Genomic DNA, 25,497 nt, shown 5'->3' with positions numbered 1-25,497 from the left:
GTTCAGATCAACTGAACTAGAAAGCCCCCTCTCACGAGGGGGCTTTTTTGTGCCTTCCCATCCCTCAAACAACAAACAAACAAGGTAGGAAGCCTTAGTGCGAGCGGCAAATGTGGCCGTCTTTCCAGCTCCAAACCCATGGGATGGACGCTTGTGCCTGACGGAGGTCTTCACGAGCCTCCAAACTCACAGGAATGAACTCCGTCTTGAAATCAAATTCGGGATCACGCAGCGATTGGTTCAACACCATGCTCCCGGTTTCACCGGACGTTGAGCGGTGATAGGTGCCAACCGGTATCTGAAGCGCACCCATCTCCCGAATCAAATGAATGACGTGATGGGACTGGTCCCAAGCAGGATTCAAGAGGATGAAGGTGCGTTGTCCATCGAGCACCAAGTTGTGGTCCACCTGATGCTGATGGACGTAGTACTGCTCAAATCCATTGGCATCGGGTGGTGACGTGGCCGCACCCCGGTGAACCACAACATCTGTTCCGTTGGTTCCGGGCACACCGGCATCAAAAAAGGTGACAGATGGTGTTTCGCGAAAGACGTGAATCGGGATGAATTGGAGTCTCATCGAACCCTCCTCGCCTTGTTGGCGTTGCTAAATCAACTAATTGGCCGTGGGACTGGCATCGCTCCAGATCAAATCAATTGTCATTGAAGAGTCGAGATTTCGTTTCACGGGGCAATCATTTGCGACGCGCTTCAACAAGGCCTTCTGTTCCTGACTCAGGGAGACAGGAAGAGTGATCTGAGCTTCAAGCCTTTGAATGCGCCGTGGTCCCTCGCTTGTCATTGTTTTTTCAACGATCACTGAGGCGTCGGCGAGGTCCCAGCCGCGGCGCTGTGCAGTGATCCCCATGATCGTCAAAAGGCACGTTCCAAGGGCTGTCGCCAGCAGGTCCGTTGGCGAAAAGCTTTCGCCAAGACCATCATGATCAGTGGGTGCATCGGTGTTCAAGACGGACCCTGACGGTCCGTGCTGAGCGGTGCAGTGCAAATCACCGGTGTATCGACATTGAATCGCTGTCATCAGTCCTTGATCATTCCTCTGATCAAGTCTGCTCCCGATTTGGGGAGAGATTCACGCGGTCTTTGAGGAAACGTGGGAAGTGTTCAGGATCAGCACGATTCATTGAGAACGTACTGAAAAACCGCCTGAGCCCAGCCCTGAGCATGGCAAGCCGGCGCCAACTGATAGCGGCCTCGAGCGATGGCGTCAGCAAAGACCGGATGGGGGCCATTCGAACCAGGCACCACAACGGAAAGATCACCCGCTTCGAGGAGGGGCTCGTCGTTGGGTGAGTCCCCCAGGGCGAGCACCCGCACGGGAGCGCCACCCCTGTGCTGCTTCAAAACCTCAAGGGCTCGACCCTTGCTGACCTCTGCGCCGAGCAGATGACTCATGCGATTGCCCTGAACAACTGCAAAACCAAGCCGGTTGGCAAGGTCTGGCAACCGTTGCCGCGCAAAAGCGGAAGGAGGCACAAATGGCAAACTCCAACGCCTCGTGCAAGCCAACTGCAGCGCTTCGCCCTGCAAACCGAGCAGGTCGAATGCCTCCTGATCTGAGAGTGCATCGATGGGTTGCAACGGCTCACTGAGCAACTCGGCAAGCTCACGCAAGACCGGACGAAGTTCAGCAATAGGGCGTCCCAGCGCCAGCTCCCATAACTCGCCATCGCTCGTTTCCCCATGAACGGCCCCTCCGTTTTCAACGATGAATGGGTCCTTCAAACCAGCTGCAGCCCTAAAACTTTTCACCTCCTCAGCCGTTTTGCTCGTACACGGAATCACGGGAATTCCCTGCAGCTGCAAGCCACGAATTGCCTCCCGTGCCGGCGCCCAGTTGTAGGCATGGTCCATCAAGGTCCCATCGAGATCGGTGACGACCCACCAGGGAGTGGAAGACAGAGCCTCTGTTTTATTCATCGAATCAGCCAATGCACTGCAAACGGCTCAAGGTCGAGAGCCGTTTGGCCCGCAACGAGAGAGTGCCCATTCAAGACGTCATGCCAAACAGACCCTGTGGACGCAGCAAGCATGCTCAAAGGGAAGCTAAGGCGAACATCACTGAAATTGTGAATCGCAAACAGCATGCTTGCCCCTTCTCCCCTCTGCAGAATCACCAGATCCGAGCGGCCTTCACTCAGGACCTTCATCGGGGCAAAGGGATCTAACGCCGCCTGCCCACGACGGACCGCCATCGCTTGTTGCAACGTCGCCACCACCTGATTGGTATCGCTTTCGGGATCAGCCAACAAACGCTCTAGACGGTCGCGTTGAAACTGAGGACGGTTGAGATCACGGCGATGACCGCTGAGGCGAAAGCGAGCGTTGTCATTGGGGGTTGCCAGTAAGGCCGGCAGGTAGAACGCGGGCACGCCGGGAACCGTCAGCAGCAGCAACTGCGTCAACAAAAAACGTGCTCGTTGATGGTGCGATGGATCCCGCCCTGGAGCCGCCATGGCACTCCACCAGCTGATGTTGATTTCATAGGGAACCTCCAGCCCATCGGCCAATCTCCGGTGACTCACCAAACCACCCCGCTGCTCGCATTGCTTCAACAACTGGAGCAACCGATCCGATTCCATCAATCCTTCGAGGGGCCGCAAACCAATCCCGTCATGACAGGCCGTGAAGTTGAGCAGCCCTGTCCCCTCAGGGAGCTGGGGCCAACGCGCCAGCCAGGCATTCAACAGATCCGCACGACGACTGAGACAGGCCTCGAGAACAAGGGGGGGGAAGGGAAAGTTGTAGGCGAGGTGCGCTTCAGCGCCAGTGGTCAGATAAGAGAGATTTTCCTGCTCGGGAACATTCGTTTCCGTCACCACCACCCCCTGCGGACATCGCGATTCCAAGAGAAGGCGCAACACTTCAACCAAACGGTGGGCCTGAGGCTGATGGATGCAATCCGTAAAAGGCTGTTTCCAAACAAACCCCACTGCATCCAGGCGCAACCATTGGACGCCATAACGGCAGAAAAGATCGAGCAGCCGTGTGAATCCAAGCAACACCTCAGGCTCTCGCCAGTTCACATCCACTTGATCGGGCCCAAACGTGGTCCAGACCGTTTCTGGACCACGATCTGTCGCCAACGTGGTGAATAGAGCCGAACTACGGGGGCGCACCACGTTGTCCCAACAAGGGTTGGGAGCCGCCGCCAACACACATCGCGCTCCAGGTTGTTCTCCCTTCAAAAAAGCCCGAACCCAGGGGTGGGACGCGGAAATGTGATTGAGAACCAAATCAGCCATCAACTGGCGACCTTCAGCCAACGCGGCCAGGTCATTCCAATCACCGAAGCGTTGGTCAATCTGCTCATGACTGGCAACGGCAAAGCCTCCATCACTGGTGGCGCACAAGAAGGGCAGCACGTGCACAACCGATGAGAGTCCTTGGAAGTGGCGATGCAGAAGCGCCTGTAAACAACGGAGCCCAGGCTGGTCATCGGCAATCACCGAATCGGCATAGGCAATCAACACACAACTCGAGGAATCCCAACGCGCGCCCGTAGCCGCTCCATCCGCAATCCCAGCATCCACCGTCTCTGAAATGGGAATCGCTGAGGCGGACCGCTCGGAATGCAGCAATTGCGACGACAAGCGATTGAGATCCTCCGAAGAATGGTGTTCATAGAGCTCCGTCAGAAGCGATGGCAACCACTCATGCGCCATTAACTGCTTCGACACCATGCCTTTGCCAAGTTCAACAGGTATGGAACAGAGCTCCGCAAATTGTTGTCGCATTGATCACCGCATGGATTTTCAGCAGGGATTAATTGCCACGATTCATGATTACGGACTCGGGAAGCTGGATCGCTCAGACTTTCAACGTCAGCTGAGACAACGCCCCACGTCCTTGCTGATCCCGTGCCTCATGGAGGAATTCAGCCGTCCTGCGCTCAGGCTCATCCGTGAGGTTCTTTCGGAGCTAAGCGGACTACAGGAACTCGTGATCGCCTTATCCGCGGAGACCAGCGACGATGTCGCCGCAGCGGAAGCTTTCTTTGCTGACATGCCATTTCCTGTGCGCGTCCACTGGACGAATGGCCCCGCCGTTGCCGAATTACTTCAGTCACTGCAGACCCTTGGCCTCAATGTGACCGGACCACCTGGGAAAGGCTGGGCTGTATGGCAGGGGCTTGGTGTGGCATGCAGAAACGCTGAGATTGTTGGACTCTTCGATGCCGACATCCGCACCTTTTCTCCGGCCTACCCAGAACGGATGCTGCGACCGTTGCTAGATCCCTCGCTCGGTGTGGCCTATGTGAAAGCGTTCTACAGCCGCCTTTCTCTCGAGACCCAATCGCTCCATGGACGAGCGACACGCCTGTTTGTCGGTCCACTCCTCACCAGCCTGGAGCAAATCTTTGGCCCCATGCCGTATCTGCGCTATCTCCAATCATTTCGCTACTCCTTAGCCGGCGAATTCGCGTTCACAAGGGATCTCGCTATGAATTTGCGCATCCCTTCCGACTGGGGACTCGAGATCGGCTTGCTTTCAGAGGTGTATCGCCATGTGGCGCCTCGACGCATCGCCCAAGTGGACCTCGGACTGTTTGATCACAAGCACAAAACCCTCGGCAATACTCCCTCAGAGGGCTTGCAGCGCATGGCCGGTGAGATTTTTGCCACGGTGCTTCGTGGACTCATGGAGCATGAAGGTCGGATGTTGTCTCCAGACCAGATCCCTACACTCGAAGTGCTGTTCCGGCGCGTAGGCGAAGACCGTGTCCAGCATTTTGGATTGGATTCAGCCATCAATCGTCTTCCTTACAACCGACACAGCGAGGAGCTTGCTGTCCAAAGCTTCGCAACCTTGTTACGTCCAAAAGTTGAGGAGTTGATGGCAGCACCTGTGGCCCATCAGCTACCGAGCTGGTCGAGGTTGCTGTGCTGCACGGAACGGTTGCAAGCCGACCTCGCCGAAGCAGGCCAGCAACGAACCCTTCCTGCAGCTGCTACTCGAACGGCACGACGTCATCACCATCGCCCCCTGATCGCCTGCCCACCAAGACGTCCTGCAGCAGCAGCCTGAATCCAGCGTCTGCACTTCAGCCGATCATCCCCGTTGTCCAGTAGCGAATGCGGGCAGGATGGCGATCGAGGTAATCCTCGACCGCCTCGGCTGCCGATCGCTCGTTGGCCATAAGCAGCAAATCAGACAGTTCACGATCAGGAATCTGAAAACGCGATAGGAAGGCGGCCAGGTCTGAATGGTCGCGATCCAAGCCCTGTCGGCCCAGGGCATGAATCCACTCCACACCACCAAACACGAGCTGAGGGTCTTCCAAAAAGCGGAGCTTGTAGCGAGCAAACATCCAATGGGGAGTCCAACTCGTCACCATCACCCAACGACGCTCACGGATCGCCTTATCAAGAACCGCCGTCATGGCGGCGCTGCTGGACGCAACCAAACGCATGTCAGTCAAGTTGTAATCAAGCAGTGCTCGCTCAGAGGCCTGATTCAGACCTGAACCAGGATCAATGCCTTGAACGGTGTTTTGGAAACGCGCTGCCACTTCAGGATTTCGCAAATCAGTGATCGAGCGAACCTCCGCGGCATCCACATAATCAGGGACCACCCAACCAAGACGGCCGGAATACATCGAGCCGAAATCAAGCACCCGGTCGCGCACGCGAGTCCAATAGTCCTTGTGCGTTAACGGCAACCAGGCCATCAACATCAGGTCGAGATCTCCTCGCGCTACAGAGGCGTATTGAATGCCGATGTCGGCCATGACCCGTTCCACGGGAAGGTTGTAAGCCTGTTGAATCACTCGCTGAGCGATCAAGCTCATCACTTCCGCATCAGCCCATGGAGACCATCCCAAGCGCAACGGCCCCGTGGCACTCGATGGAGAGGTCCCAGGGCCGGCTTGTGAGGCCAAGCCTTGTTGCGTGGAGGACGTGGTGGATGCCGTCGAGTCGGCCTGGCGCTGCCAGCTCAAGCGCACCTGACTGGAGAGGGAAGCCGCCGCTAAACCAAGGCCGGACAGCAAAACAGCACGTCGGCGCCAAAGGGGAGCGGTCATGGTGTTCTCCATAGCGAGCGCCAGCGGCGGGAGCGCGCTTCCACCGTTCTCTCACCCTCCAGCATCAAGCTCTGACTGAGTCGATCGAGGATGACCGCAAGAATCACAACCGCTATCCCACCCTCAAAACCAAGGCCCACATCCAGTTGCTGAATCCCGCGCAGCACGACGTCGCCGAGGCCACCACCACCAATCATTGAGGCAATCACCACCATCGACAAAGCCAACATGATCGTTTGATTGACCCCACTCATCACCGTGGGCAACGCACTTGGCATCTGCACCTTCCAGAGCAATTGCAACTCACTGCAGCCAAAGGCACGCCCAGCCTCCATCAGATCAAAGGGGACCTGACGAAGTCCGAGATGGGTAAGACGGACCACAGGAGGCATCGCAAAGACCAAGGTGGCGATGATCGCCGGAACAGCGCCTGTGCTGAACAACATCACTGCAGGAATCAGGTAAACAAAAGCAGGCATGGTCTGCATCAGGTCTAAGCAAGGCCGAAGCAGCCGCCAAACCCATGGCAAACGAGCTGACAACACCCCCATTGGCAGACCCAGCAGCAAGGCCAGGAATGACGCCGCCAACACGAGGGCAAGGGTGGAGATCATCGGGTCCCAAAGACCCATCGCCAGGACCAAGTTCAAACCGAGCAGTGCGAACAACGCAAATCCACCGCTCACTCGCCAGAGGCCAAGACCAGCCACGATCAGAGCAAAACTCCAGGGTGAGGGTGCTCGGAGTACTTGCTCAATCCAGACAGCAAGCGCCAGGACTCCAGCATTGACGACGTCGAAGAGGCTTTGTGCGTGGGTGAGCAACCACAGCACCGCATCATCAATAGCTAAGCCGATGGCGCCAGCTTGATGAACGGCAGCCAAAGAGGGAAGAAAGCCAAACGTCCAGGAATGAAGCATCAAAGGTTGACCTCCAGAGATTGCAACAGCTGACGGGGAGTAATCACACCCAAAAAGCAACCTTCCCCATCAAGAACAGGGGGTGGGTACGGAAGGGTCGCCACGGGTGAGATGGCCTCACGAACCCGCATCCCGGCGCGCAGGGTGACCAGCTGATCGGCCCCGATCCAATCCTCAGAACCAATGCGCACACCCAGCAACTGCTGCCGCCCATCAATGACATACAGCGGATCGCCCATGGACGGATCCAGCGCAGGGAGATCGTCCACAGCGTGAACGACCAGGCAACGTGGCGGGGACGCAATGGCAGCAACGTCCAAAACCGCTGCGGTATCGATATCGCGGAAGAAATGACGAACGGCCTCGCTCGCGGGATCACGGAGCAGGGACTGAGCGGTTCCGGATTGGAGCACTTGACCGTCCTTCATCAGGGCAATCCGATCGCCCAGACGGATCGCCTCATCCAGGTCATGGGAAATAAAAACGATGGTGCGTTGGCGCTCAGCCTGCAACTGCAAAAGCAACTCCTGCATATCGCTGCGAATCAAGGGATCAAGCGCTGAGAAGGCCTCATCCATCAGCAAGATCGGTGGATCGAGTGCCAGGGCGCGCGCCAAACCAACCCGCTGCTGCATCCCCCCAGACAGCTGATGCGGGTATTTACGACATTCATCTCCGAGGCCGACGCGCTCCAGAGCTTTAAGCGCGAGATCCCTGCGCTGTTTCCGGGGCACACCGGCCACCTCAAGACCGAAAGCGGCGTTATCGATCACGGTTCGATGCGGAAAGAGCGCAAAGGACTGAAACACCATCCCCATCTGCTCACGGCGAAGCTTGTTGAGCTCCATGGGGTTCAACAAAGACAGCTGCCGCCCCTGAACGCTCACCTCACCCGAACAGGGCTTGATCAAACCATTGAGAAGGCGCAACAAGGTGGATTTTCCCGACCCTGAGAGGCCCATCACAACAAAGATTTCCCCCGCTTGGATCTCTAATGAGACATCACGAACAGCAGCACGAAGACCTGCTTGCTGATACAAATCAATCGGATCTATTCCAGAACGCAGTTGCTTGATCGCTAAATCTGCAGATCCTCCGTATATCTTCCAAAGAGAATCGAGACAGATTTCCGAACTCATATCGGATCCGTCCCAACATTAAGGACTAAAACTTAGCCACCACAAAGGCATCTCAAAGCATTCCTTCACGAGAACGACAGAAAGCAGAATCCACCGCTTGCTGACACAAGTCAAAAAGGTGGATTTTGCTGACATTTTCGATCACGAGCGTTAGCGTTAAAAAACGATCTATCAAACAGCCACCCAAAATTCGGACGCTTTTGGAGTGAGCCTGCATCTGTCAATGCGCTGATAACAGATCTTCGAAATTCCAGTTCCTTAACAAGAAGACATCTATGTCATCGTTCACGAACCCCTCTGCCATTGAACAGAGTGATGCCCAACGGTTCGGAGATTCACCCGAACGGGTTCGTGAAACCGATCACTACGAGCAGGAATATATTGAACAATTTGTTGACCGATGGGATCGATTAATTGATTGGGAAGCGCGCGAAAAAGCAGAGGGTGATTTCTTTATCAAGCTATTGCATCAGCACGGAGCCAAATCCGTCCTTGATGTCGCAACTGGAACAGGATTTCACTCTGTTCGCTTATTACGAGAAGGATTTGATGTTGTCAGTGTGGACGGAAGTCCAAATATGCTGGCGCGTGCATTTAAGAATGCCCGTGAACGCGACTTATTAATGCGCACCGTGCATGCCGACTGGCGCTTCCTCAACCGCGATGTGCATGGTGTTTTCGATGCGGTGATCTGCTTAGGCAATTCCTTCACCCACCTGTTCAGAGAGCAAGATCGACGCAAAGCTTTGGCGGAGTACTACGCCGTACTGAAACATAACGGTGTACTGATTTTGGATCACAGAAATTACGATCGCTTGCTGGAAGGAAACTCCAAAAGTGGCAAAAGCAATGTGTACTGCGGCAAAGATGTTGAGGTTGGGCCTGAGCATGTCGACGATGGCCTCGCTCGCTTTCGCTACGCCTTCAGCGACGGGAGTACCTATCACTTAAATATGTTCCCTTTGCGTCATGGCTACGTGAGGCGCCTGATGCGTGAAGTGGGATTTCAACGAATCAATACCTTTGGCGACTACCAACAGGGCCATGACGATCCTGACTTCTATGTGCATGTTGCGGAAAAGGAATACCGCTTTGACACCGACATGACTGCGATTTAACGCATGAGCAACTCTGCCTTTTCAACGGCTGCTTCCACTGCAGCCGGTTATTACGACAGCAACGATGCCGACCGCTTTTACGCCGAAATTTGGGGCGGAGAAGATATTCATATCGGCCTTTACAACGCGGTGAATGAACCCATTGCCAGCGCAAGTCGTCGCACGGTGGAAGCACTGGCAGCACTGATCCAAGCGCCGCAAACAGATAGCCCTAAGGAGAGCTCTTGCGTTGTGGACCTTGGCTCGGGCTACGGCGGAGCCGCTCGCCACCTCTGCCAAAACCCCCTGGTGAAGGTGGAAGCCATCAATATCTCTGCCGTTGAGAACACGCGTCATCGTGAACTCAATCGTGCAGCTGGCTTGGACCGTCAGATCCAGGTGCACGACGCTTCTTTTGAGGCCGTCCCTCTGGAGGATGCCTGCGCCGATGTGGTTTGGAGCCAGGATGCCATCCTCCACTCGGGCGATCGCCAACAGGTGATGAAGGAGGCCGCAAGGCTGCTCAAGCCCGGTGGCGTGATGGTGATGACAGATCCGATGGCCAGTGACGGAGTTCCGTCTTCATCACTCTCCGCCATCCTTGAACGGATTCATCTCTCCGATCTGGGATCTCCAGAGCGATACAAAGACTGGGCGAACAACGCTGGGCTCCAACGCGATGTTTGGGATGACCGCACCCCCATGCTGATCCGTCACTACAGCCGTGTTCGAGACGAGCTCCAACGGCGCCAGGACGAGTTGAAACTGAGCATTAGCCCCAACTATCTCGCAAAAATGGACGCGGGTCTCCAGCATTGGGTTGAAGGAGGCAATGCCGGAAGGCTCTGCTGGGGCCTGATGCGCTATCGCAAACCAGAAGAATGATGGCCATGAACGAACGCAACCCATCGGAAGTCGTAGAGAAGCTGGTGGAGGAATGGACACTGCAACCCCATCCAGAAGGCGGCTGGTATCGCGAGCTGCATCGCAGCTCTCTGCCGGTGGTTCGATCAGATCAGCAGCAACGCTGTGCCATCAGCACAATCTTGTATCTCTTAGATGCGGGATCGCTCAGTCGCTGGCACAGGGTGAGCCATGCCGATGAGGTTTGGACGCACCTACAAGGAGCACCTCTGAGTCTGTGGTGCCTCAAGCAGGAGGCCGATCAGGCCACTCGAGAGGTGTTGTCGATGCACAACCCTGTCCAAGTGATTCCTGCGGATCACTGGCAGGCCGCCAAGGCCGAAGGCCCCTACAGCCTGGTGAGTTGCTGTGTTGGGCCTGGATTCAGCTTTGAAGATTTCACCATGCTCAGAGATCTTCCAGAAAGCGAACGCCCAGCCGCGGCGCTTGCTGATCTGATCTGATCTGATCTGAGCTCTCGGCAGAGCTCAGCAGAACTCATAAGAGCTCAACAGTGAACCCGACTCATTACGCTCATCCCAACAGGGAGACAGCATGGGTAGCAGCTTCGGGAAACTGTTTCGCATCAGCACCTTTGGGGAATCTCACGGTGGAGGCGTGGGCGTGATCGTTGATGGCTGCCCGCCCAGGCTGGAATTAGACCTGGAAGCCATTCAGGCAGACCTCGACCGAAGACGACCGGGTCAAAGCCGGATCACCACCCCCAGAAAAGAAGCCGATCAAGTGGAGATTCTCAGCGGCTTGCTCGATGGGGTGACCCTGGGCACACCGATCGCGATGGTGGTGCGCAACAAGGACCAACGCCCTCAGGACTACAAAGACATGGAAGTGGCCTTTCGCCCCTCCCATGCCGATGCCACATACCAGGCGAAATATGGCATCCAGGCCCGCAGCGGCGGCGGCAGGGCTTCCGCGCGGGAAACGATTGGACGCGTTGCGGCAGGGGCTATCGCCAGGCAACTTCTCAGAAAAGCCAATGGCACCGAAGTCATCGCTTGGGTGAAGCGCATCCACGACCTCGAAGCGAGCGTGGATCCCAGCTCCGTTACACCTGAGCAAGTGGAAAGCAACATCGTGCGCTGCCCTGATGCAGCGATGGCAGAACAGATGATCCAACGCATTGAAGCGATCGGCCAGGAGGGAGATTCCTGCGGCGGGGTGATTGAGTGCGTGGTGAGGCATGCGAGCACAGGGCTGGGGATGCCCGTGTTCGACAAGCTGGAAGCAGACCTGGCCAAAGCCGTGATGTCACTGCCCGCCACCAAGGGCTTTGAAATCGGATCGGGCTTTGCCGGCACGCTCCTCAAGGGCAGTGCCCACAACGATGCCTTCCTTCCCACACAGGATGGAAGCCTCCATACGGCCACCAACTATTCCGGAGGCATTCAGGGAGGGATCAGCAATGGGGAACCGATTGTGATCCGCGTGGCCTTCAAACCAACGGCCACCATCCGCAAGGAGCAACAAACGGTCAACGCGGCAGGGGAGGCCACCACGCTCTCAGCGAAAGGACGCCACGACCCTTGTGTCTTGCCAAGAGCCGTTCCGATGGTGGAAGCCATGGTGTCCTTGGTGCTTGCCGATCACCTGCTCAGACAGCAAGGGCAGTGCAGCCTTTGGTGATCGCCCCCCCAGCTTCAGCTTCTGGCCGGTGACTGGATCCCATTGCTGCTCGCCAACTGTGCGGCCGCTTTGGCCATGCGACCCGCCGTGGAACGAGCAGACGTGGACTCAGCACTCGACTTACGGGCACGGCGCGCCTTACGAGGTTTTCCAACGGACGCCAAGGAGGTAGTAGACGTTTCCGATGTCTTGGCCACCCGAGCTTTCGCCACCCGCGTGGACGTTGAGGCTCGCTTGGTTTTACTTGAGGTCGTTGTACGGGCAGCAGCAGGCTTATCAGCCTTGGCAGCTTTGCTCGTTTTCGCTGTTTTGCTCGCTTGACGCGGTTTAGAGACTTGGCGGTTGCGATGACTCAACACCATCACCCATTCCTCATCCGTTAGGGATGCGGGCTTGCTTCCGTGCGCCGTAGCCAGCTTGGCCGCCTTCTCAATGTCTTCGATCAAATTGACCCAAGAGGTGGCAAAGCGTTTGTCGGACTGAGACCGCGCGCCACTCTCAACCAACGTCTCAACAACGCCAGCTGCCGTGACTTTTTTACGGCGACGATTGAAGATCTCTTTCTGCAATTGCGCGATCAGAGCATCCGCCTTGTCGCTCAGCTTGATGGATAACTGAGACATCCGAAATCAAATCACTATCCCATCTGTAGCAGACAAGACTCACATCAACCAATCGCGTAGTTCGGCGATGGCGTCCGTTGTGCTCAAGACGGCACGGCCGAGAGCAATCGCGTCGTAACCAGCCGATAGCCACGGATCCAAATCGGCCACGCTCAACCCACCGGCGGCAATCATGAAGGGCAGATCTCCCATCGGCGCCGAAATCTGCCTGTAGTAATCGAGGCCCAGCACCACCGCTGGAAACAGTTTCACCACATGGCAACCAAGAACCCATGCCTGCCGAATTTCGGTTGGCGTCATCACACCAGGGACGAGACAACAGTGGTGTTGATGAGCCATCGAGACCAGGCCCTGATCCAACAGTGGAGACATCGCATAGGGAAGATCGAGATCGATCACGGCCTGGAGCCCGCGTTGAGACGTCACAGACGCCACTCCCAGCTGAAGGGTTGGATGGCGAAGACGAATCGCCGCAATCAGGGCACTCCAGCGAGCATGATCCACCCAGGCAATTTCGATGTGCTGGACGCCAAGATCGACCAACTGATCCAGGCGTTGACACAACAATGACTGCAAAAACGGCCCAAGGAGATCACTCTCCCTGGGCCGCAAAACAATGATGAGTGGCTGACGGCGCAGAGAGGCCATCAACCACTGCTGACGATCAGACGTACTCAGCAATTCGGACATCGCGTCGGATCAAGAGATCCTGAAGTTCCTGGGAATCAACAGTTTCGCTTTCAACGAGCATTTCAGCGAGTTCATCCAGAACGGAACGGTTGTCGTTCAGCACCTTGGTGGCACGGTGATAGGCCGCATCAACAAGATCAGACACTTCGGAATCAATCGTGGCTGCGGTGTCTTCTGAGAAATCTCGCTCAGCAGCGATGTCACGCCCCAAGAACATGCCTCCTTGGGCACGGCCAAGCGCTACGGGGCCAAGCTTGTCGCTCATTCCAAAGCGAGTCACCATCTGCCTGGCTACTGAAGCCACCTGCTGGAGATCGTTGGAGGCACCCGTTGTGACCTCGTCTTCTCCGTAGACGATCTCTTCTGCAACCCGACCGCCTAACGCGACAGCCATTTGGTTCTGCAGATAGGTGCGTGAATAAAGGCCAGATTCCATCCGCTCTTCGCTGGGCGTGAAGAAGGTCAAACCACCCGCATTGCCGCGGGGAATGATCGAAATCTTCTGGACGGCGTCGTAATCAGGCATCAGTGCACCCACCAGGGCGTGACCGGCCTCGTGATAAGCCACAAGGCGCTTGCGTCGCTCGCTCATCACCCGATCTTTCTTCTCGGGGCCCACCATGATCCGCTCGATGGCATCACTGATCTCGTCGTTGCTCACCTCGGTGAGTTGGCGACGGGCAGCGAGGATGGCCGCTTCATTCAAAAGGTTGGCCAGGTCGGCACCCGTGTAACCAGGGGTCCGGCGAGCCACCTTATCGAGGTCCACATCCTTCGACAGGGTTTTGCTGCGGGCGTGAACTCCAAGAATTTGAAGACGACCGGCGTAATCAGGACGATCAACCGTGACCTGACGGTCGAAACGACCTGGACGCATCAAGGCTGAATCCAAGACGTCAGGGCGGTTGGTGGCCGCAATGATGATGATGCCGGTATTTCCTTCAAAACCATCCATCTCGGTGAGGAGCTGGTTCAGGGTTTGCTCGCGCTCGTCATTGCCGCCGCCAAGGCCGGCACCACGCTGACGACCTACAGCATCGATCTCATCGATGAACACGATGCAGGGTGCATTCTTTTTGGCCTGTTCAAACAAGTCACGAACACGGCTGGCACCCACACCAACGAACATCTCAACGAATTCAGAACCTGAAATCGAGAAGAAGGGCACTCCTGCTTCGCCGGCTACGGCTTTGGCAAGCAGCGTTTTGCCTGTACCTGGAGGACCCACAAGCAAGCAACCCTTGGGGATTTTCGCACCTACGGCGGTGAAGCGATCGGGATTCTTGAGGAAATCAACCACCTCGGTGAGCTCAAGCTTGGCGCCTTCAATTCCGGCCACATCTCCAAAGGTGATTTGGGTGGTGGGCTCCATTTGAACGCGGGCCTTGCTCTTGCCGAAATTCATGGCTTGGTTGCCGCCGCCGCCACCACCGCCCTGAGCACGGCGGAACAGGAAGAAAAGACCTCCGAGAAGCAACAACGGGAAGATCAAGCTGGTCGCCGCTTGCTGCCAGGCACCTGGCTGGCGAGATGGCTGCACGGCAATATCAACGTTGTGGTCAGTCAACATCTTCAACAGATCCTTGTCTGGAGCGAGGTTGACCTCCGCACGACGGCCATCGGTCTCAACGATCTGAGCGGTTCCACGATCAGGGGAAAGCAAAACCCTGCTGACCTGATCCTCCTGAACAGACTCAACAAAATCGCTGTACCGCAGCGTGCGAGCTGCCGTTGCAGGGTCGGGACGGTCGAGGAACGCCGTACCTACAACGATCACTACCACTACGAGCAGGACGTAAAGCCCCACATTGCGCCAACGCTTGTTCAAGGTTCTTCGCCTCTGATGAAGGAATGTTAATAGAAATCGAAAAAATCAGGAGGCCCGAAGGACCTCAACCACGCTGCGGAACGCAAACCACTCCGGGATCTCCTCGCCACTGCGCAGCATCTTGCGGAATTGGGTGCCGCTGAGCTTTTTGACATGCAGACCGCGGGCCTCCGCATGTTCCGCAGTGACATACCCCTCTTCGTCGGTAAAGACGAGGTTTAAGGAGGGAACGGTCTCCATCGTTAGTTCAGGAGCACACTCTTTGGCGAAATTTTGCGCGTCATAGGGACCGTAAAAATCATCCCCTGAGAGAGAGGATTTACATCCAGCCATGTCGCGGCCAATGATGAAGTGCGTGCAGCCGTAGTTCCGGCGGATGATCATGTGCTGCAGGGCTTCGCGCGGACCAGCCATGTGCATGGCATAGGGCAGATAGGCCCAACGAATGCGCGAATTATCCACCTCTGCTGCCAGGCGTTCATAGGTCTGGAAGCGAACGGAGCCAGGAATGTCGTCCTGCTGGGTGGGGCCGCAGGTGGGGTGCACCAACACGACAGCGTTCTCACTGACGTTTTGAGCGTGCAGGGCCCGGGTAAAGAGCTCGTAGTGAGCGCGATGAATGGGGTTGCGGCACTGGAATGCCACCACGTCTTCGCCGTCAGGGAGCCCGGCTCGGACCTCAGCAGGCGTCTTGCAGGGGAAGACACGCTCCGGAAGCTGCAAGCCCTGAATCAAACCACCGAGGTAGTAACGACGGCGCTCTGTGGCAATCATGCGCACCGCCGGATGCTCTAGCGAGGTGGTGCCGTAACAACCTTTGGCCTCAACAACCTTGTCGGGTTCCCATTTATCGCCAACGGTGAGAACAGCGAGGTCCTGACCTTTGTATGTCAACAACACCTTGTCTCCAACCGCCACGTCCTCACGGTCGGTATCCATCACGATCGGCAAGCCAAACAGGTAGCCAGATGTGGTGCGGTGCCCGGCCACCACGGAGTCGTAGTCGGCCTGATGCATGAATCCTCGCTCTGGAGAGAATCCACCCACCACAAGCAGCTCAACATCACAGGCATTGCGATCGGAACATTCAATGCTTGTGGTGGCAGAGGCCTTCAGCGCGACATGCTCCGTGGCAGACACCATCAAATCCACCAAGGTGCCTCCGTAAGGAGCAATCACCCCGGAGCGCTGCGAGGAAGAGGAACTGGCAGTCATCGGCGATTCGTGTCTGGATCAGGGATGGCGAGATTCTCCCAGAAGACAGAAAAAAAGGAGGGCTGAGGCCCTCCTTTTGCATCAATGCGTCTGAACAGAAGGATCAAGCCTCCTCAAGACGACCGAAGACCTCTCCGCTGATCTTCACGTCAACGATCTCCCTGCCACCCATATCGGAGTCAGAGGGTTGGATCGCTGTAAACACACCGCCGAACTCCCCCGTGTCGGGGTCCACCTTGGTGATTGAGAAACTCATGATGCCAGTGCCATCGATGTAGCGCTTGACGTTTTCGCTCTCAAGCTCCTCATAGTCACCACCCAATGCCATCAGGCCCTGGGGATAGTCCACACCAGTTGTCAACGCACGACCCTTGGGATCGATGAAGTTACTGGTGCGGTAGCTAGGTGTGCGGTAAGTGCCGCTGAAGTCGGTACTGGTGGTGAGTGCAGAACCTTCAGCGGTGGCTTGAAGGTTTTTGCTTGAGAAGGTGAAGGGGAATTCCTCACCACCAGGAACCAAAACGGTGATCGGCTGGAAATCGATCCCTCCTTTTTCGCTGAAGCTCAGGCCGTCCTCACCAACGATGAGATCACCAAAGACTTCATCCAAGCTTGAGGTGTAGCGGGTGAGGATTTTGCCCTCAACGAATTGGGCTTCTTGACGCTTATTGGCTGGTTCGCCTTTCACGAAGACCTGGGAGGGATGCATGCAGATCCCACGCAGTTCGTAAGCCGAGCCAGCCGTCAGGCTGATGGAGCCACGGGCGGAGTCAGGCAGGCTGGGGCAGTCGTTGGCCTTGCCCGTATTGCGGATGTCGTCATAGGTGACGTTGGATCGGTCTATGGCCTCAGCACCACCACTGCAGGCGGTTACAACAAAGAGACAGAGGGCTAGCACCATGGCCAGCAGGGGACGGATGCGCATAGAAGAAGACTGATTAGCCGGACGAGGACGGTATCCACCGATTTTTCGATCTTACAAGGCGAAAACGTGCGTTCCGGCAAGCCTTTTGCAGCTCTCAACAAGCCTTCGCGTTGCGGGCCCCAAAGGAGGCGTCTCGAAACCGATCAACGGCGACATTAAACAGTGACAGAGGCGACTCTCAGAGAATTACCCGTTTGAGACATCGCCCGGCAAATCAAGGGCATCCAGGCCAGGCAGTTGCGTGAAGATCTCATCCAGCAAGCGATTGGCGAGCTCGAGCTTGCATTGGGGCAAGCACTGCTCTTGGCTGCCATCGCGTCTGAGCAACCAGCCACCATTGAGGTGAGAGCCAAACCCTTGATGGGGCTGATCAATGGGGTTGGCAAACAACAGGTCGCATTGCTTGGCAAGAAGTTTTTGACGTGCGCGTTCCAGAAGCGAATTAGCCTGCCCACTGAGAGCCGCAAATCCCAACAGCACTTGACCAGGGGGTCGGCGCTCAGCCAAACCGGCCAACAGATCGGGGACAGGCTCCATCTCGGCCCCAAGAACACTGGCCAAGGCGGCCTTCGCCTGTTTGTGAGGCAGCGCTCCACCACGACGACGCAGATCGGCCACCGCCGCCGCCATCGCCACCGCATCCACTCCCGGTTGCAGATCAGTGAGTGCGCACTCCATCGCTTGCGCCGACTCCACAGGGTGGCAAGACAAGCCTTCAAGCCAGGCGTCTGGCACCTGAAGCGGACCGTGAATCAAGTCAACCCTGGCGCCCCTCCAACGGGCAGCTTGAGCGAGCATCACGCCCATGCGCCCGCTGCTGCGGTTGCTCATGATCCGGGCAGGATCCAGAGCTTCCACCGTTGGGCCAGCGGTCACGAGGAGCGAGCGACCACTCCAATCACGCGCCAACATCCTTTTCTCGCTCCCCTGCTGAAGCGCATGGACAACCGCCAATTGAATCAAAGCGGGATCAGCCATTCGCCCCTCTCCGATTCGATCACAAGCCAACAAACCAGGCTCCGGCCCCAGACAGAGGACCCGTTCATCCCGTTGCAAAAGCTCCCAATTGCGCCGGACTGCAGGGTTGCCCCACATCCCTGTATTCATCGCTGAGGCTGCCACCACAGGCCGTTCGCAGGCCAACAACAAGGAGGCCAGCAATCCATCACCAAGTCCCTGAGTCCAGCGGGCCAAACTTGTAGCGCTTAAGGGAGCCACCACCACTAGATCCGCCCATTCCGCGAGCTCCACATGCAACGGCCGAGGTTGCGATGGCGCCCACTGGTCCTGATCTTGCAAACAGGGGTGACGACTCAGGCTTGCGAGTGCCACAGGGCTGACAAGGCGTGAGGCGCTTGGGGTAATAACGCAACGCACCTCGGCCCCCGCCTTCACCAAGGCACTCACAAGAAGAGGCGTCTTCACCGCAGCGATGCTTCCCGATGCGGCGACGAGGAGGCGACGCCCCTCCAGAGGCCGTGGGGCCTCAATCTTCATCGAATGGTTCCTGATCAACTAAGTGAACGTATGGGCCGGTGAGCTCCGGCCGGTGGATCGCCAAGGCACGCAACAGATGCCAATCACTCAAGCCATCAAAAGGAGTGGGGTAATCGTCGTCTTCCAGGCGCTGCGCGAGCAAAGCCACCTTGTCGTCATCAAACGCGTCCAGAGATTCCGGCGTGATCGGCATGCTGGTTCCCTGAAGCGAAGACCCCATTCTGCCTCGGGCAAGCGTTAGAGCTGACGCTAAGTTTCGAGCGACGGGGTCTTAGCTCAGTTGGTAGAGCGCTGCGATCGCACCGCAGAGGTCAGGGGTTCGAATCCCCTAGTCTCCATCGTCAAGAAAAGGCTTCATTTTCAGCTTTAAGCAAAAAGAATGAGCTCTTTCAGGGCAACTTTGTGCGCCATAGATTAATCACGGGGAATAGCTTCAAAACGAAGACTTTTCACCTCCCCAGCTTTCACTTGCGAAGACTAATCATGTCACTTTAAAGACAACCCTTGATGGCCAGCAACAACAACAATCAAAAAAGAGCGTTACACAAGCCCCTTAACATCCCCTTGGCGAAAGCAAATCTTGAAAGCAAAGCTTGAAAGCAAAGAGAAGCTGGGGCGCAGGAGGGCTTGACTCAAATGCTGGAAACGAATACGTGCCGATGCATTGGCGAGACGACAACGCCCCAGCCGCTGTAGCAAAAGAAACAACCCAGAACCGACGTTCCTTTTAGACAGAACGATCTCTGCATTTCAAGGGTGCAGTACTCAGAACAGTATTGAGCACAAGAGTGATTCATCCAAGATCAAAAAGCTTCAAAGGATTCATCAATCAATCAGAACATGGACGTTATTGACCTCTTTCCACGCTCCATTGTGCAAGGGGAAGTTGACCAAAAACTCCTTCATCACGTGCATCTCCATTGTGAGGATGTTCTGCTCAATCCAGGATCAAATCCTGACGCTTCAACGCGCCTAGCTGGACAGCTCAGCAAACAGCTACAACTGGATTTCACCCAACCGGCCATTCGAGAACTTTGTGAATCCGTCCTCCTCGAAGGCTGCGAGCGTTGGATCCGGCACGTGATTGACCAGCAACCGCCTCAAGGGCGCGGCCCATGGGTGCCAGGTCGCTACCAACTCAAACTGATTGACATCTGGCTGAATTGCCAAATAGAGGGCGATTACAACCCCATGCACACCCATGGAGGAAGTTTTTCGGGAGTTGTCTTTTTAAAAGTCCCCCCACAGATCAACGGAAGCAGTTTTGACGGGCAACTGTGTTTTCACGGTCCGGAGGACTATCACCTTCAATCATTCCGCACAGGAATGGCGAAGTATGTGCTTCCCAAACCGGGCGACTTTTATATTTTTCCAGCATGGCAACCGCATTCCGTCATGCCCTTCCGAGGCGCAGGAGAACGCTGGTCTCTCGCCTTTAACGTCGTTGCTCAGCCCGTTTCCTCGCATCCACAGCCCCCTGACCAGAATCCCAACATTTCTCTTTCGAGTCAGCGACCAAGAGCGAGAGGCTTCTGACGGACAGCCTCTCAGAAAATTGCCTTACGATTCACTCCAGTTTCAGGGTCAGCCATGCCAAGGACAGCCATGGCCTGGGGCCTTGACATGCATCCATTCATCGTGAGGGCTATAGGCGTACAGGACGTCCAGCCCTCTGCGCTGGAGTCTTGCTGATGTTCCCGACAAGCACTCAATTCACAAGACATTTGCCCCTGTTTGCAGGCCTTTTTGTTCTTGTTTTGGCCTCGACGCTAGCCAGACCCAGTGCCTTGATCACCTATGGCCTGATCGCGCTGGCTGGTGGGCTGGGCCGTCGCTGACGCCAGTCGGAACGACCATGCGGTAAAAGGGATGTGAGCTGAGCCTATAAACGATGTCGCAATCCAAACGAGAACAGGTGGTTAGCCACCTGCGCTATATCCGCCAAGAGCTGCGTGAAATGCATCAAGGCGTGATGGAAGACGGACTCCTCCCTGAAGCCGGTGAGGTAAGAGGGGTCATGGCCCAGATGGAGGCCTTGCTTGAGCTTCTGGAGGGCAAATCATCTCGCAAAGCGAAAGCAGATTCCGACTGAATGCGATCCTGCTGGGTGGCCAACTTGAAGCAAATCTTGATTCAACAGGAAATGCTCAAAAAACCAGCAATTGATACAGGAAACTAATAATTATCGAGTATTTTGGGTGTTGGCAGGTTGCCGGCCGGGTGATGGGGATCAATTGGTGGCACACCTGTGATAACGAGGCTTGAGGGGTTCCATTCATGACCGCTCGACTGCAAAAGACTCGACTTCAAATCAGTTTCGGAGAAGCCACTTCAAGGCTTGATCGGTGGGCTGAAAATCCATGGCGGCGAGCATCGTTGATGCTGATCGCTCTTGGTGCCAGTTTTGCTTTAGGTAACAGCATTGGAGCCATTGCTGGTGCTTTGGCCTTGATGGATCCAGTGGCCGCTGTCATCACTGTGGCGATCTGGGAGCTCATGGTTCGAACCAGACGGCATTGGGCGCGAGATCAACAAAAACATTTGGGACGTGATCTGTTGGATATGGCACGCATTGGCTTGCTGTACGGCCTTTTATTGGAAGGATTCAAGTTGCTTTAAAGAACGGACAAATCCAGACAATTTTGATGGGGATTCATAGCCTGACTTTAGTTCTGCTGTTGGGTGGACCATGGCTGCTGAGCATTTCTTCCTCGAGCTCGAACCACCAGAAGAACGTCTTCGCAACGCCCCTCATGTGGTGATCGTGGGAGGAGGATTTGCTGGAATTCGCGCCTGCAAAGCACTTGCCCAGGCAGAGGTGCGCATCACCTTGATCGACAAGCGCAATTTCAACCTGTTCCAGCCGCTTCTCTATCAAGTGGCAACGGGGCTCGTCGCTCCCGGAGATGTGGCAACACCCCTACGACAGCTCGTTGGCAAGCAGCGCAATGTTCAGGTCCTGCTCGGGGAAGTGAAGGGATTAGATGCCAAGAAGCGACAAATCAATTTCAGCGAAAAGGTCGTTAGCTACGACCACTTAGTGCTGGCATCGGGCTCAGGCAGCACCTACTTCGGCCATGAAGAATGGCGCACCTTTGCGCCACCGATGAAAATTCTTGAGCATGCCCAGGAGATTCGTCGTCGCTTGCTGATGGCCATGGAGCAGGCAGAGCAAACACCTGATCCAGCGGCGCGCAAATTTCTTCAAACCGTGGTGATTGTGGGAGGGGGCCCTACGGGGTGCGAAATGGCAGGTGCCACCTCCGAATTAATGCGCAATGCCATGCGCCGTGAGTTCAAACAGCTCGATCCTGATGATTCAAGAATCATCGTGATCGACCCGGGCGATCGCTTGCTGAGGGCGATGCCTGAGTCGCTATCGGCCTCTGCCCAAAAGACACTGGAATCTCTTGGGGTAGAGACCCTCTTCAAAGGGCGCGTTCAGAGCATGCAGCCAGGAGAGGTCACCGTTGGCACTCCAGATGGAGAGCAAACGATCCAAGCGGCAACCGTGATTTGGACGGCCGGGGTGCGCCCGTCTCACCTTGGCAAGACCCTTGCAGCCTCGATCGATTGTGCATTGGATCGTGGCGGTCGGGTCATCGTTGAACCCGACTTCAGCGTGAAAGATCATCCAGAGATTCGGGTCGTGGGCGATCTCTGCAGCTACAAACACACCTCCAAGGGCAATCCCCTACCGGGCATGGCCGGACCAGCAACGCAAGCTGGGGGCTTCGTCGGCAAGGACATCGCCGCGATCATCGGTGGACGCCAGCGCCCGAACTTCAAATGGTTTGATTTCGGCAGCATGGCTGTGCTGGATCGTGTTGCGGCCGTTGCTGATCTCCGCGGCTTCAAATTCAGCGGGAGCCCAGGTTGGGCGGTTTGGGCAGCCGCACACCTGGCCTTCATGCCCGATCGAGAAAATCGCTGGTCCTTGCTGATCAAGTGGATGTTTGCGGTTCTGTCACAGCAACGTTCATCGATGCTGCTCACAGGCATGCCATGTCAGCACATCGGTCTCGACTCTGCAGACGCACCGTTCCCAATGAACAGCGGCAGTGGCCCCTCGATTGCCGCTCCAGATGCGGCACTGAAAGCAGCCATGGATTACTACTCCAAGTCCGTGTCTGGTGTGCGTGTTCAGGATGGCGAAGCAGCCCGCGATGAATCCGCCACAGGATCAGACGCCGCCATCAAATAAAGCAGCGCCATCCGGATCGGGATTCCATTGCGAACTTGATCCTCCACCAAGCAGATCGAGCGGTCATCCAAGAGGGCACCGCTCATTTCAACCCCACGATTCACAGGGCCTGGATGCAGCACAGGGCCTGAAAAAGAGCAGCGTCGCAACCGATCATGGGTGAGCCCATAGTCACGGTGATAGCGATCCAGATCCGTGAGCAGATGATCGGTCATGCGTTCTTGTTGTAGACGCAACGTCATCACAGCGTCCGCACCCGACAAGCATTCATCCAGGTTGCGGCTGATCTGCAGCCTTCCACGCTGAAGGACAGGATCAACCGCTTGCCCAGGCGGCGGAGCCTCCAAGAAGTCAGCGAAGGCATCGGGAACAAGACTGGGCGGCCCGCACAGCATCACATCCGCGCCGCATGCACTGAGAGCCCAGAGGTTGGAGCGCGCTACGCGCGAATGCAACACATCGCCAACAATCCCGATGCGCTTGCCCTGCAAGGCCTCGGGTTGAGGACGATGGGGATCGAAATGGTGCGCGAGCGTATAGAGATCGAGCAAGCCCTGGCTGGGGTGGCTGTGCTGACCATCCCCCCCATTCAGCACAACGGTGCGCTCGCCGGCTTGATCCAACTCATGGGCCAGCTGGGCGGGGACATCCGTGCAGCGATGACGGATCACCAGCACATCCGCCCCCATCGCGACATAGGTGCGCGCTGTATCGAGCAGGGATTCGCCTTTGCTCAGAGAGCTGCTCGACGGGGAAAAACTCTGCACATCAGCAGACAACCGCTTAGCGGCCAGCTCAAAGCTGCTGCGCGTGCGCGTGCTGGGCTCAAAAAACAAGGTGGCCACTAATCGGCCCTGCAACGCCGGGAGTTTGCGAGCGCCCGTCACCGGCATCGAACGAAAACGATGGGCAAGCTCGAGCACGGTGGCGTAATCGTCACGCGAGAACGCCGCTAAATCGAGCACATGCCGGTGCGACCACCCACTCATCGCTTGCACTCCAGGGTTGGAATGGAGGCCTGACTAATAGCAGGCATCCGATCACCTTTGGCACGCCGGCTCACGCTGCGGGAGGCCTTCAGATACCAACGCCAAGGCAAATCCTGGGCCTGAGAGATTCCGATCCGTGTGGTGGTCACAAGCTCAGGGATGTTGAGAACGGAGGGCCTGGGGGCCAACCACAGTTCATTCTCGCCACAGGCGGAGCTGTTGTCATGGCGTCGGCTGATTTCAAAATGCCGAGACAGCAACCCAGGCCCTGCCGCTATCCGTTCAGCCTTGCCAGGCATGGCAACAGCGCGAAGCAACACCCCATTGGCCCAATCACTGCGATCCGTCACCACATTCACGCAGTGGTGAATGCCATAGCTGACATACACATAAAACCGCCCAGGCTCACCAAATAGCGTTTCGTTTTGCGGTGAACGGCGGCGATAGCCGTGGCAGGCAGGCTCCTCCTGGGAATACGCCTCTGTCTCCACGATCACGCCCCACAGCAAACTTCCATCGCTCTGGCGTTTCACCAACCTGCACCCCACCAGAGCAGGGGCAACCTCCTCTGCTGGACGACAGAAGAAGGCGTGGGGCAGAGCTGGGAAATCCTTGGAGATGAACTGGATAGCTATGGGAGTCGCTGAGGGGATAATCCATGGGGAAAGAGCACTCAGCACGATCCAGTTTGCTCAAGACAAGGCAATCCAACCTCGCCATCTCAGATGGCTCATCAACAACAATCGATGATCAAACTATTAGGTCGCCAATGATGACCGACGACCCCATGTCGGCATCAGCCACAACCACCACAAGCCAAATCCAAGCGAGGCGTGACCTGGTGTTTCTTGTGCTGGCCGGACTCTTCTTGGGCACCCTGGGGATGCTCAACATCCTTGGCCTGACACGATTTCTGGCACTTGGCAAGATTGGATCCTGGCCCATCGTGGTGGCCGTTGGCGCCCTCCCCTATCCCGTCACCTTTTTATGCACCGATCTCATTAGTGAGCTTTGGGGTGAGGAGAGAGCCACTCAGCTGGTGTGGGTTGGCCTCTTGCTCAATGGATGGGTGGTTTTGATTCTGTGGGTTGGTGGTTTGATGCCAGGCCTGTACGGCGCCCCTGAATCCACATTTTTTGAGATTCAACGCCTGGCCTTTGGGTCCATCGGAGCCTCGATGGTGGCTTACCTCACGGCCCAATTCGTAGACGTGCGCTTGTTTCATTTTTGGAAGGAACGCACCAATGGCAAAGCCCTCTGGCTCCGCAACAACGGCTCCACCTTGGTGAGCCAATTGGTAGACACCAGTGCCGTGGTGTTGATCAGTCACTACGCAGCCCATGTTTTGCCGATTCGAGCCGGAGAGGCCGTTCTTCCTCAGCTGGGAGCTTTCATCGCCAGTGGATATTTGTTCAAAGCCCTTGCCGCTTTTGCTGACACCCTTCCCTTCATCTGGCTCACCGCCTGGTTGCGCGATTGGTTGGATATTCAGGGCGATGGCAAGGAGATCACGCTCTGAGATCAACCATCACTCCGGTGACGATCAGCGCACCAATAAAGCTCAGTGCGCAAGTCCTTGGCATGATTAATGAACTGACCTTCTAACCATGGACGCCGCCCTCTCTGGCTTCAATCTCGGGACCGTCTTGGTCTTTGGCAGCGGACTGTTCGTGATTGCCACCTTCTACTTCGGGACCAGAGGCGGCTACTACAACACCGACAAGTACGACGGCAACGGCACAGCGCACTAAGGCGCGAGCTGAGCGATCATCAAGCCACT

General features: G+C 56.4%; 28 protein-coding genes and 1 tRNA gene. 13 read left to right on the top strand and 16 right to left on the bottom strand.

Going from position 1 to position 25,497, the window contains the following annotated elements:
• Positions 1–94: 94 nt before the first annotated feature.
• The 4 genes from DXY38_RS03805 to DXY38_RS03790 all read right to left on the bottom strand — a co-directional run bounded on the left by DXY38_RS03805 (position 95) and on the right by DXY38_RS03790 (position 3,755).
• On the bottom strand, positions 95–580 hold the full coding sequence (locus DXY38_RS03805; protein WP_115070519.1) for a hemagglutinin: 486 nt from the start codon (positions 578–580) through the stop codon (positions 95–97).
• A gap of 36 nt (positions 581–616) precedes the next feature.
• The gene (locus DXY38_RS03800; protein ID WP_115070518.1) at positions 617–1,039 is read right to left on the bottom strand and encodes an OsmC family protein; all 423 of its coding nucleotides are present in this window, start codon (positions 1,037–1,039) and stop codon (positions 617–619) included.
• 89 nt (positions 1,040–1,128) lie between these two features.
• A complete protein-coding gene (locus DXY38_RS03795) occupies positions 1,129–1,938 on the bottom strand; it encodes an HAD-IIB family hydrolase (RefSeq protein ID WP_115070517.1) in 810 nt (269 codons plus the stop codon).
• Entirely contained in the window at positions 1,935–3,755 is a 1,821-nt protein-coding gene (locus DXY38_RS03790) for an alpha-amylase family glycosyl hydrolase (protein WP_244278992.1), read from the bottom strand. The genes DXY38_RS03795 and DXY38_RS03790 overlap by 4 nt, the downstream gene beginning before the upstream one ends.
• A gap of 10 nt (positions 3,756–3,765) precedes the next feature.
• On the opposite strand from DXY38_RS03790, the gene DXY38_RS03785 reads away from it, so the two are divergent.
• On the top strand, positions 3,766–5,046 hold the full coding sequence (locus DXY38_RS03785; protein WP_115070516.1) for a glycosyl transferase: 1,281 nt from the start codon (positions 3,766–3,768) through the stop codon (positions 5,044–5,046).
• 16 nt (positions 5,047–5,062) lie between these two features.
• On the opposite strand, the gene DXY38_RS03780 is transcribed toward DXY38_RS03785, so the two are convergent.
• The 3 genes from DXY38_RS03780 to DXY38_RS03770 are packed head-to-tail and all read right to left on the bottom strand — an operon-like array spanning position 5,063 to position 8,102.
• Positions 5,063–6,043 (bottom strand): glycine betaine ABC transporter substrate-binding protein, encoded by a 981-nt coding sequence (locus DXY38_RS03780; RefSeq protein ID WP_244278991.1) that lies wholly within the window; start codon positions 6,041–6,043, stop codon positions 5,063–5,065.
• Positions 6,040–6,963, bottom strand: coding sequence for a proline/glycine betaine ABC transporter permease (locus tag DXY38_RS03775; protein WP_115070514.1), 924 nt, complete (start codon positions 6,961–6,963; stop codon positions 6,040–6,042). Before DXY38_RS03775 ends, DXY38_RS03780 begins: the two co-directional genes overlap by 4 nt.
• Entirely contained in the window at positions 6,963–8,102 is a 1,140-nt protein-coding gene (locus DXY38_RS03770; RefSeq protein ID WP_115070513.1) for a glycine betaine/L-proline ABC transporter ATP-binding protein, read from the bottom strand. The genes DXY38_RS03775 and DXY38_RS03770 overlap by 1 nt, the downstream gene beginning before the upstream one ends.
• Before the next feature lie 275 nt (positions 8,103–8,377).
• Between DXY38_RS03770 and DXY38_RS03765 the strand changes: the two genes are divergently transcribed.
• The 4 genes from DXY38_RS03765 (at position 8,378) to aroC (ending at position 11,746) form a co-directional block, all read left to right on the top strand.
• Positions 8,378–9,220 carry a class I SAM-dependent methyltransferase gene (locus DXY38_RS03765; protein WP_006853626.1) on the top strand — a complete coding sequence of 281 codons (843 nt, stop codon included), beginning with the start codon at positions 8,378–8,380 and terminating at the stop codon, positions 9,218–9,220.
• Positions 9,221–9,223: 3 nt separating this feature from the next.
• Positions 9,224–10,084: a methyltransferase domain-containing protein gene (locus tag DXY38_RS03760; RefSeq protein ID WP_115070512.1), complete on the top strand. Its 861-nt coding sequence runs from the start codon at positions 9,224–9,226 to the stop codon at positions 10,082–10,084.
• Between the two features lie 5 nt (positions 10,085–10,089).
• Positions 10,090–10,566, top strand: coding sequence for a cupin domain-containing protein (locus tag DXY38_RS03755; protein WP_244278990.1), 477 nt, complete (start codon positions 10,090–10,092; stop codon positions 10,564–10,566).
• A gap of 91 nt (positions 10,567–10,657) precedes the next feature.
• Positions 10,658–11,746, top strand: coding sequence for a chorismate synthase (gene aroC / locus DXY38_RS03750; RefSeq protein WP_115070510.1), 1,089 nt, complete (start codon positions 10,658–10,660; stop codon positions 11,744–11,746).
• Between the two features lie 14 nt (positions 11,747–11,760).
• Here the strand turns inward: aroC and DXY38_RS03745 are convergent, their stop codons facing one another.
• The 7 genes from DXY38_RS03745 to DXY38_RS03715 all read right to left on the bottom strand — a co-directional run bounded on the left by DXY38_RS03745 (position 11,761) and on the right by DXY38_RS03715 (position 18,744).
• A complete protein-coding gene (locus tag DXY38_RS03745) occupies positions 11,761–12,369 on the bottom strand; it encodes a hypothetical protein (protein WP_115070509.1) in 609 nt (202 codons plus the stop codon).
• Between the two features lie 39 nt (positions 12,370–12,408).
• Positions 12,409–13,059, bottom strand: a complete 651-nt coding sequence (locus DXY38_RS03740) for a bifunctional 4-hydroxy-2-oxoglutarate aldolase/2-dehydro-3-deoxy-phosphogluconate aldolase (RefSeq protein ID WP_115070508.1) — start codon at positions 13,057–13,059, stop codon at positions 12,409–12,411.
• A complete protein-coding gene (ftsH3, locus tag DXY38_RS03735) occupies positions 13,034–14,887 on the bottom strand; it encodes an ATP-dependent zinc metalloprotease FtsH3 (RefSeq protein ID WP_006853632.1) in 1,854 nt (617 codons plus the stop codon). Before ftsH3 ends, DXY38_RS03740 begins: the two co-directional genes overlap by 26 nt.
• Before the next feature lie 45 nt (positions 14,888–14,932).
• Positions 14,933–16,102, bottom strand: coding sequence for a sulfate adenylyltransferase (sat, locus tag DXY38_RS03730; protein WP_115070507.1), 1,170 nt, complete (start codon positions 16,100–16,102; stop codon positions 14,933–14,935).
• Between the two features lie 103 nt (positions 16,103–16,205).
• On the bottom strand, positions 16,206–17,027 hold the full coding sequence (psbO, locus tag DXY38_RS03725; protein ID WP_115070506.1) for a photosystem II manganese-stabilizing polypeptide: 822 nt from the start codon (positions 17,025–17,027) through the stop codon (positions 16,206–16,208).
• Between the two features lie 186 nt (positions 17,028–17,213).
• Positions 17,214–18,524 (bottom strand): bifunctional phosphopantothenoylcysteine decarboxylase/phosphopantothenate--cysteine ligase CoaBC, encoded by a 1,311-nt coding sequence (coaBC, locus tag DXY38_RS03720; RefSeq protein WP_115070505.1) that lies wholly within the window; start codon positions 18,522–18,524, stop codon positions 17,214–17,216.
• Complete coding sequence (locus DXY38_RS03715) at positions 18,514–18,744, bottom strand: DUF2555 domain-containing protein (protein WP_006853636.1); 231 nt, start codon at positions 18,742–18,744, stop codon at positions 18,514–18,516. The genes coaBC and DXY38_RS03715 overlap by 11 nt, the downstream gene beginning before the upstream one ends.
• A 45-nt stretch (positions 18,745–18,789) precedes the next feature.
• Here DXY38_RS03715 and DXY38_RS03710 point away from each other — a divergent pair.
• The 6 genes from DXY38_RS03710 to DXY38_RS03690 all read left to right on the top strand — a co-directional run bounded on the left by DXY38_RS03710 (position 18,790) and on the right by DXY38_RS03690 (position 22,728).
• Positions 18,790–18,862, top strand: a tRNA-Ala gene (locus DXY38_RS03710).
• Between the two features lie 502 nt (positions 18,863–19,364).
• A complete protein-coding gene (locus tag DXY38_RS03705; RefSeq protein ID WP_115070504.1) occupies positions 19,365–20,060 on the top strand; it encodes a putative 2OG-Fe(II) oxygenase in 696 nt (231 codons plus the stop codon).
• A gap of 149 nt (positions 20,061–20,209) precedes the next feature.
• On the top strand, positions 20,210–20,362 hold the full coding sequence (locus tag DXY38_RS13640) for a hypothetical protein (protein WP_159098310.1): 153 nt from the start codon (positions 20,210–20,212) through the stop codon (positions 20,360–20,362).
• Between the two features lie 53 nt (positions 20,363–20,415).
• The gene (locus DXY38_RS03700; protein ID WP_006853639.1) at positions 20,416–20,616 is read left to right on the top strand and encodes a hypothetical protein; all 201 of its coding nucleotides are present in this window, start codon (positions 20,416–20,418) and stop codon (positions 20,614–20,616) included.
• Positions 20,617–20,801: 185 nt separating this feature from the next.
• Positions 20,802–21,143: a DUF565 domain-containing protein gene (locus DXY38_RS03695; RefSeq protein WP_115070503.1), complete on the top strand. Its 342-nt coding sequence runs from the start codon at positions 20,802–20,804 to the stop codon at positions 21,141–21,143.
• Between the two features lie 70 nt (positions 21,144–21,213).
• Complete coding sequence (locus tag DXY38_RS03690; protein ID WP_115070502.1) at positions 21,214–22,728, top strand: NAD(P)/FAD-dependent oxidoreductase; 1,515 nt, start codon at positions 21,214–21,216, stop codon at positions 22,726–22,728.
• Here DXY38_RS03690 and DXY38_RS03685 read toward each other — a convergent pair.
• Both DXY38_RS03685 and DXY38_RS03680 read right to left on the bottom strand, forming a co-directional pair.
• The gene (locus tag DXY38_RS03685; RefSeq protein WP_115070501.1) at positions 22,668–23,717 is read right to left on the bottom strand and encodes an aspartate carbamoyltransferase catalytic subunit; all 1,050 of its coding nucleotides are present in this window, start codon (positions 23,715–23,717) and stop codon (positions 22,668–22,670) included. The two genes, DXY38_RS03690 and DXY38_RS03685, sit on opposite strands and share 61 nt — an antisense overlap.
• The gene (locus DXY38_RS03680) at positions 23,714–24,337 is read right to left on the bottom strand and encodes a DNA-3-methyladenine glycosylase (protein WP_371410986.1); all 624 of its coding nucleotides are present in this window, start codon (positions 24,335–24,337) and stop codon (positions 23,714–23,716) included. Before DXY38_RS03680 ends, DXY38_RS03685 begins: the two co-directional genes overlap by 4 nt.
• A gap of 152 nt (positions 24,338–24,489) precedes the next feature.
• Here DXY38_RS03680 and DXY38_RS03675 point away from each other — a divergent pair, with 152 nt between their 5' ends.
• Positions 24,490–25,236, top strand: a complete 747-nt coding sequence (locus DXY38_RS03675; protein ID WP_115070550.1) for a queuosine precursor transporter — start codon at positions 24,490–24,492, stop codon at positions 25,234–25,236.
• 88 nt (positions 25,237–25,324) lie between these two features.
• Positions 25,325–25,468, top strand: coding sequence for a hypothetical protein (locus DXY38_RS13635; RefSeq protein WP_006853653.1), 144 nt, complete (start codon positions 25,325–25,327; stop codon positions 25,466–25,468).
• Positions 25,469–25,497: the final 29 nt, after the last annotated feature.

It is taken from the genome of Synechococcus sp. UW179B (assembly GCF_900474245.1).
Lineage (GTDB): Bacteria > Cyanobacteriota > Cyanobacteriia > PCC-6307 > Cyanobiaceae > Synechococcus_C.
Note: the sequence above shows the minus strand (reverse complement) of the source record. Positions and strands in the feature narration are given on the sequence as shown.

Coding starts and splice junctions, on each gene's coding strand:
- DXY38_RS03805 (WP_115070519.1), bottom strand. CDS start 580: ATGAGACTCCAATTCATCCCGATTCACGTCTTTCGCGAAACACCATCT.
- DXY38_RS03800 (WP_115070518.1), bottom strand. CDS start 1,039: ATGACAGCGATTCAATGTCGATACACCGGTGATTTGCACTGCACCGCT.
- DXY38_RS03795 (WP_115070517.1), bottom strand. CDS start 1,938: ATGAATAAAACAGAGGCTCTGTCTTCCACTCCCTGGTGGGTCGTCACC.
- DXY38_RS03790 (WP_244278992.1), bottom strand. CDS start 3,755: ATGCGACAACAATTTGCGGAGCTCTGTTCCATACCTGTTGAACTTGGC.
- DXY38_RS03785 (WP_115070516.1), top strand. CDS start 3,766: ATGGATTTTCAGCAGGGATTAATTGCCACGATTCATGATTACGGACTC.
- DXY38_RS03780 (WP_244278991.1), bottom strand. CDS start 6,043: ATGACCGCTCCCCTTTGGCGCCGACGTGCTGTTTTGCTGTCCGGCCTT.
- DXY38_RS03775 (WP_115070514.1), bottom strand. CDS start 6,963: ATGCTTCATTCCTGGACGTTTGGCTTTCTTCCCTCTTTGGCTGCCGTT.
- DXY38_RS03770 (WP_115070513.1), bottom strand. CDS start 8,102: ATGAGTTCGGAAATCTGTCTCGATTCTCTTTGGAAGATATACGGAGGA.
- DXY38_RS03765 (WP_006853626.1), top strand. CDS start 8,378: ATGTCATCGTTCACGAACCCCTCTGCCATTGAACAGAGTGATGCCCAA.
- DXY38_RS03760 (WP_115070512.1), top strand. CDS start 9,224: ATGAGCAACTCTGCCTTTTCAACGGCTGCTTCCACTGCAGCCGGTTAT.
- DXY38_RS03755 (WP_244278990.1), top strand. CDS start 10,090: ATGAACGAACGCAACCCATCGGAAGTCGTAGAGAAGCTGGTGGAGGAA.
- aroC (WP_115070510.1), top strand. CDS start 10,658: ATGGGTAGCAGCTTCGGGAAACTGTTTCGCATCAGCACCTTTGGGGAA.
- DXY38_RS03745 (WP_115070509.1), bottom strand. CDS start 12,369: ATGTCTCAGTTATCCATCAAGCTGAGCGACAAGGCGGATGCTCTGATC.
- DXY38_RS03740 (WP_115070508.1), bottom strand. CDS start 13,059: ATGTCCGAATTGCTGAGTACGTCTGATCGTCAGCAGTGGTTGATGGCC.
- sat (WP_115070507.1), bottom strand. CDS start 16,102: ATGACTGCCAGTTCCTCTTCCTCGCAGCGCTCCGGGGTGATTGCTCCT.
- psbO (WP_115070506.1), bottom strand. CDS start 17,027: ATGCGCATCCGTCCCCTGCTGGCCATGGTGCTAGCCCTCTGTCTCTTT.
- coaBC (WP_115070505.1), bottom strand. CDS start 18,524: ATGAAGATTGAGGCCCCACGGCCTCTGGAGGGGCGTCGCCTCCTCGTC.
- DXY38_RS03715 (WP_006853636.1), bottom strand. CDS start 18,744: ATGGGGTCTTCGCTTCAGGGAACCAGCATGCCGATCACGCCGGAATCT.
- DXY38_RS03705 (WP_115070504.1), top strand. CDS start 19,365: ATGGACGTTATTGACCTCTTTCCACGCTCCATTGTGCAAGGGGAAGTT.
- DXY38_RS03700 (WP_006853639.1), top strand. CDS start 20,416: ATGTCGCAATCCAAACGAGAACAGGTGGTTAGCCACCTGCGCTATATC.
- DXY38_RS03695 (WP_115070503.1), top strand. CDS start 20,802: ATGACCGCTCGACTGCAAAAGACTCGACTTCAAATCAGTTTCGGAGAA.
- DXY38_RS03690 (WP_115070502.1), top strand. CDS start 21,214: ATGGCTGCTGAGCATTTCTTCCTCGAGCTCGAACCACCAGAAGAACGT.
- DXY38_RS03685 (WP_115070501.1), bottom strand. CDS start 23,717: ATGAGTGGGTGGTCGCACCGGCATGTGCTCGATTTAGCGGCGTTCTCG.
- DXY38_RS03675 (WP_115070550.1), top strand. CDS start 24,490: ATGACCGACGACCCCATGTCGGCATCAGCCACAACCACCACAAGCCAA.
- DXY38_RS13635 (WP_006853653.1), top strand. CDS start 25,325: ATGGACGCCGCCCTCTCTGGCTTCAATCTCGGGACCGTCTTGGTCTTT.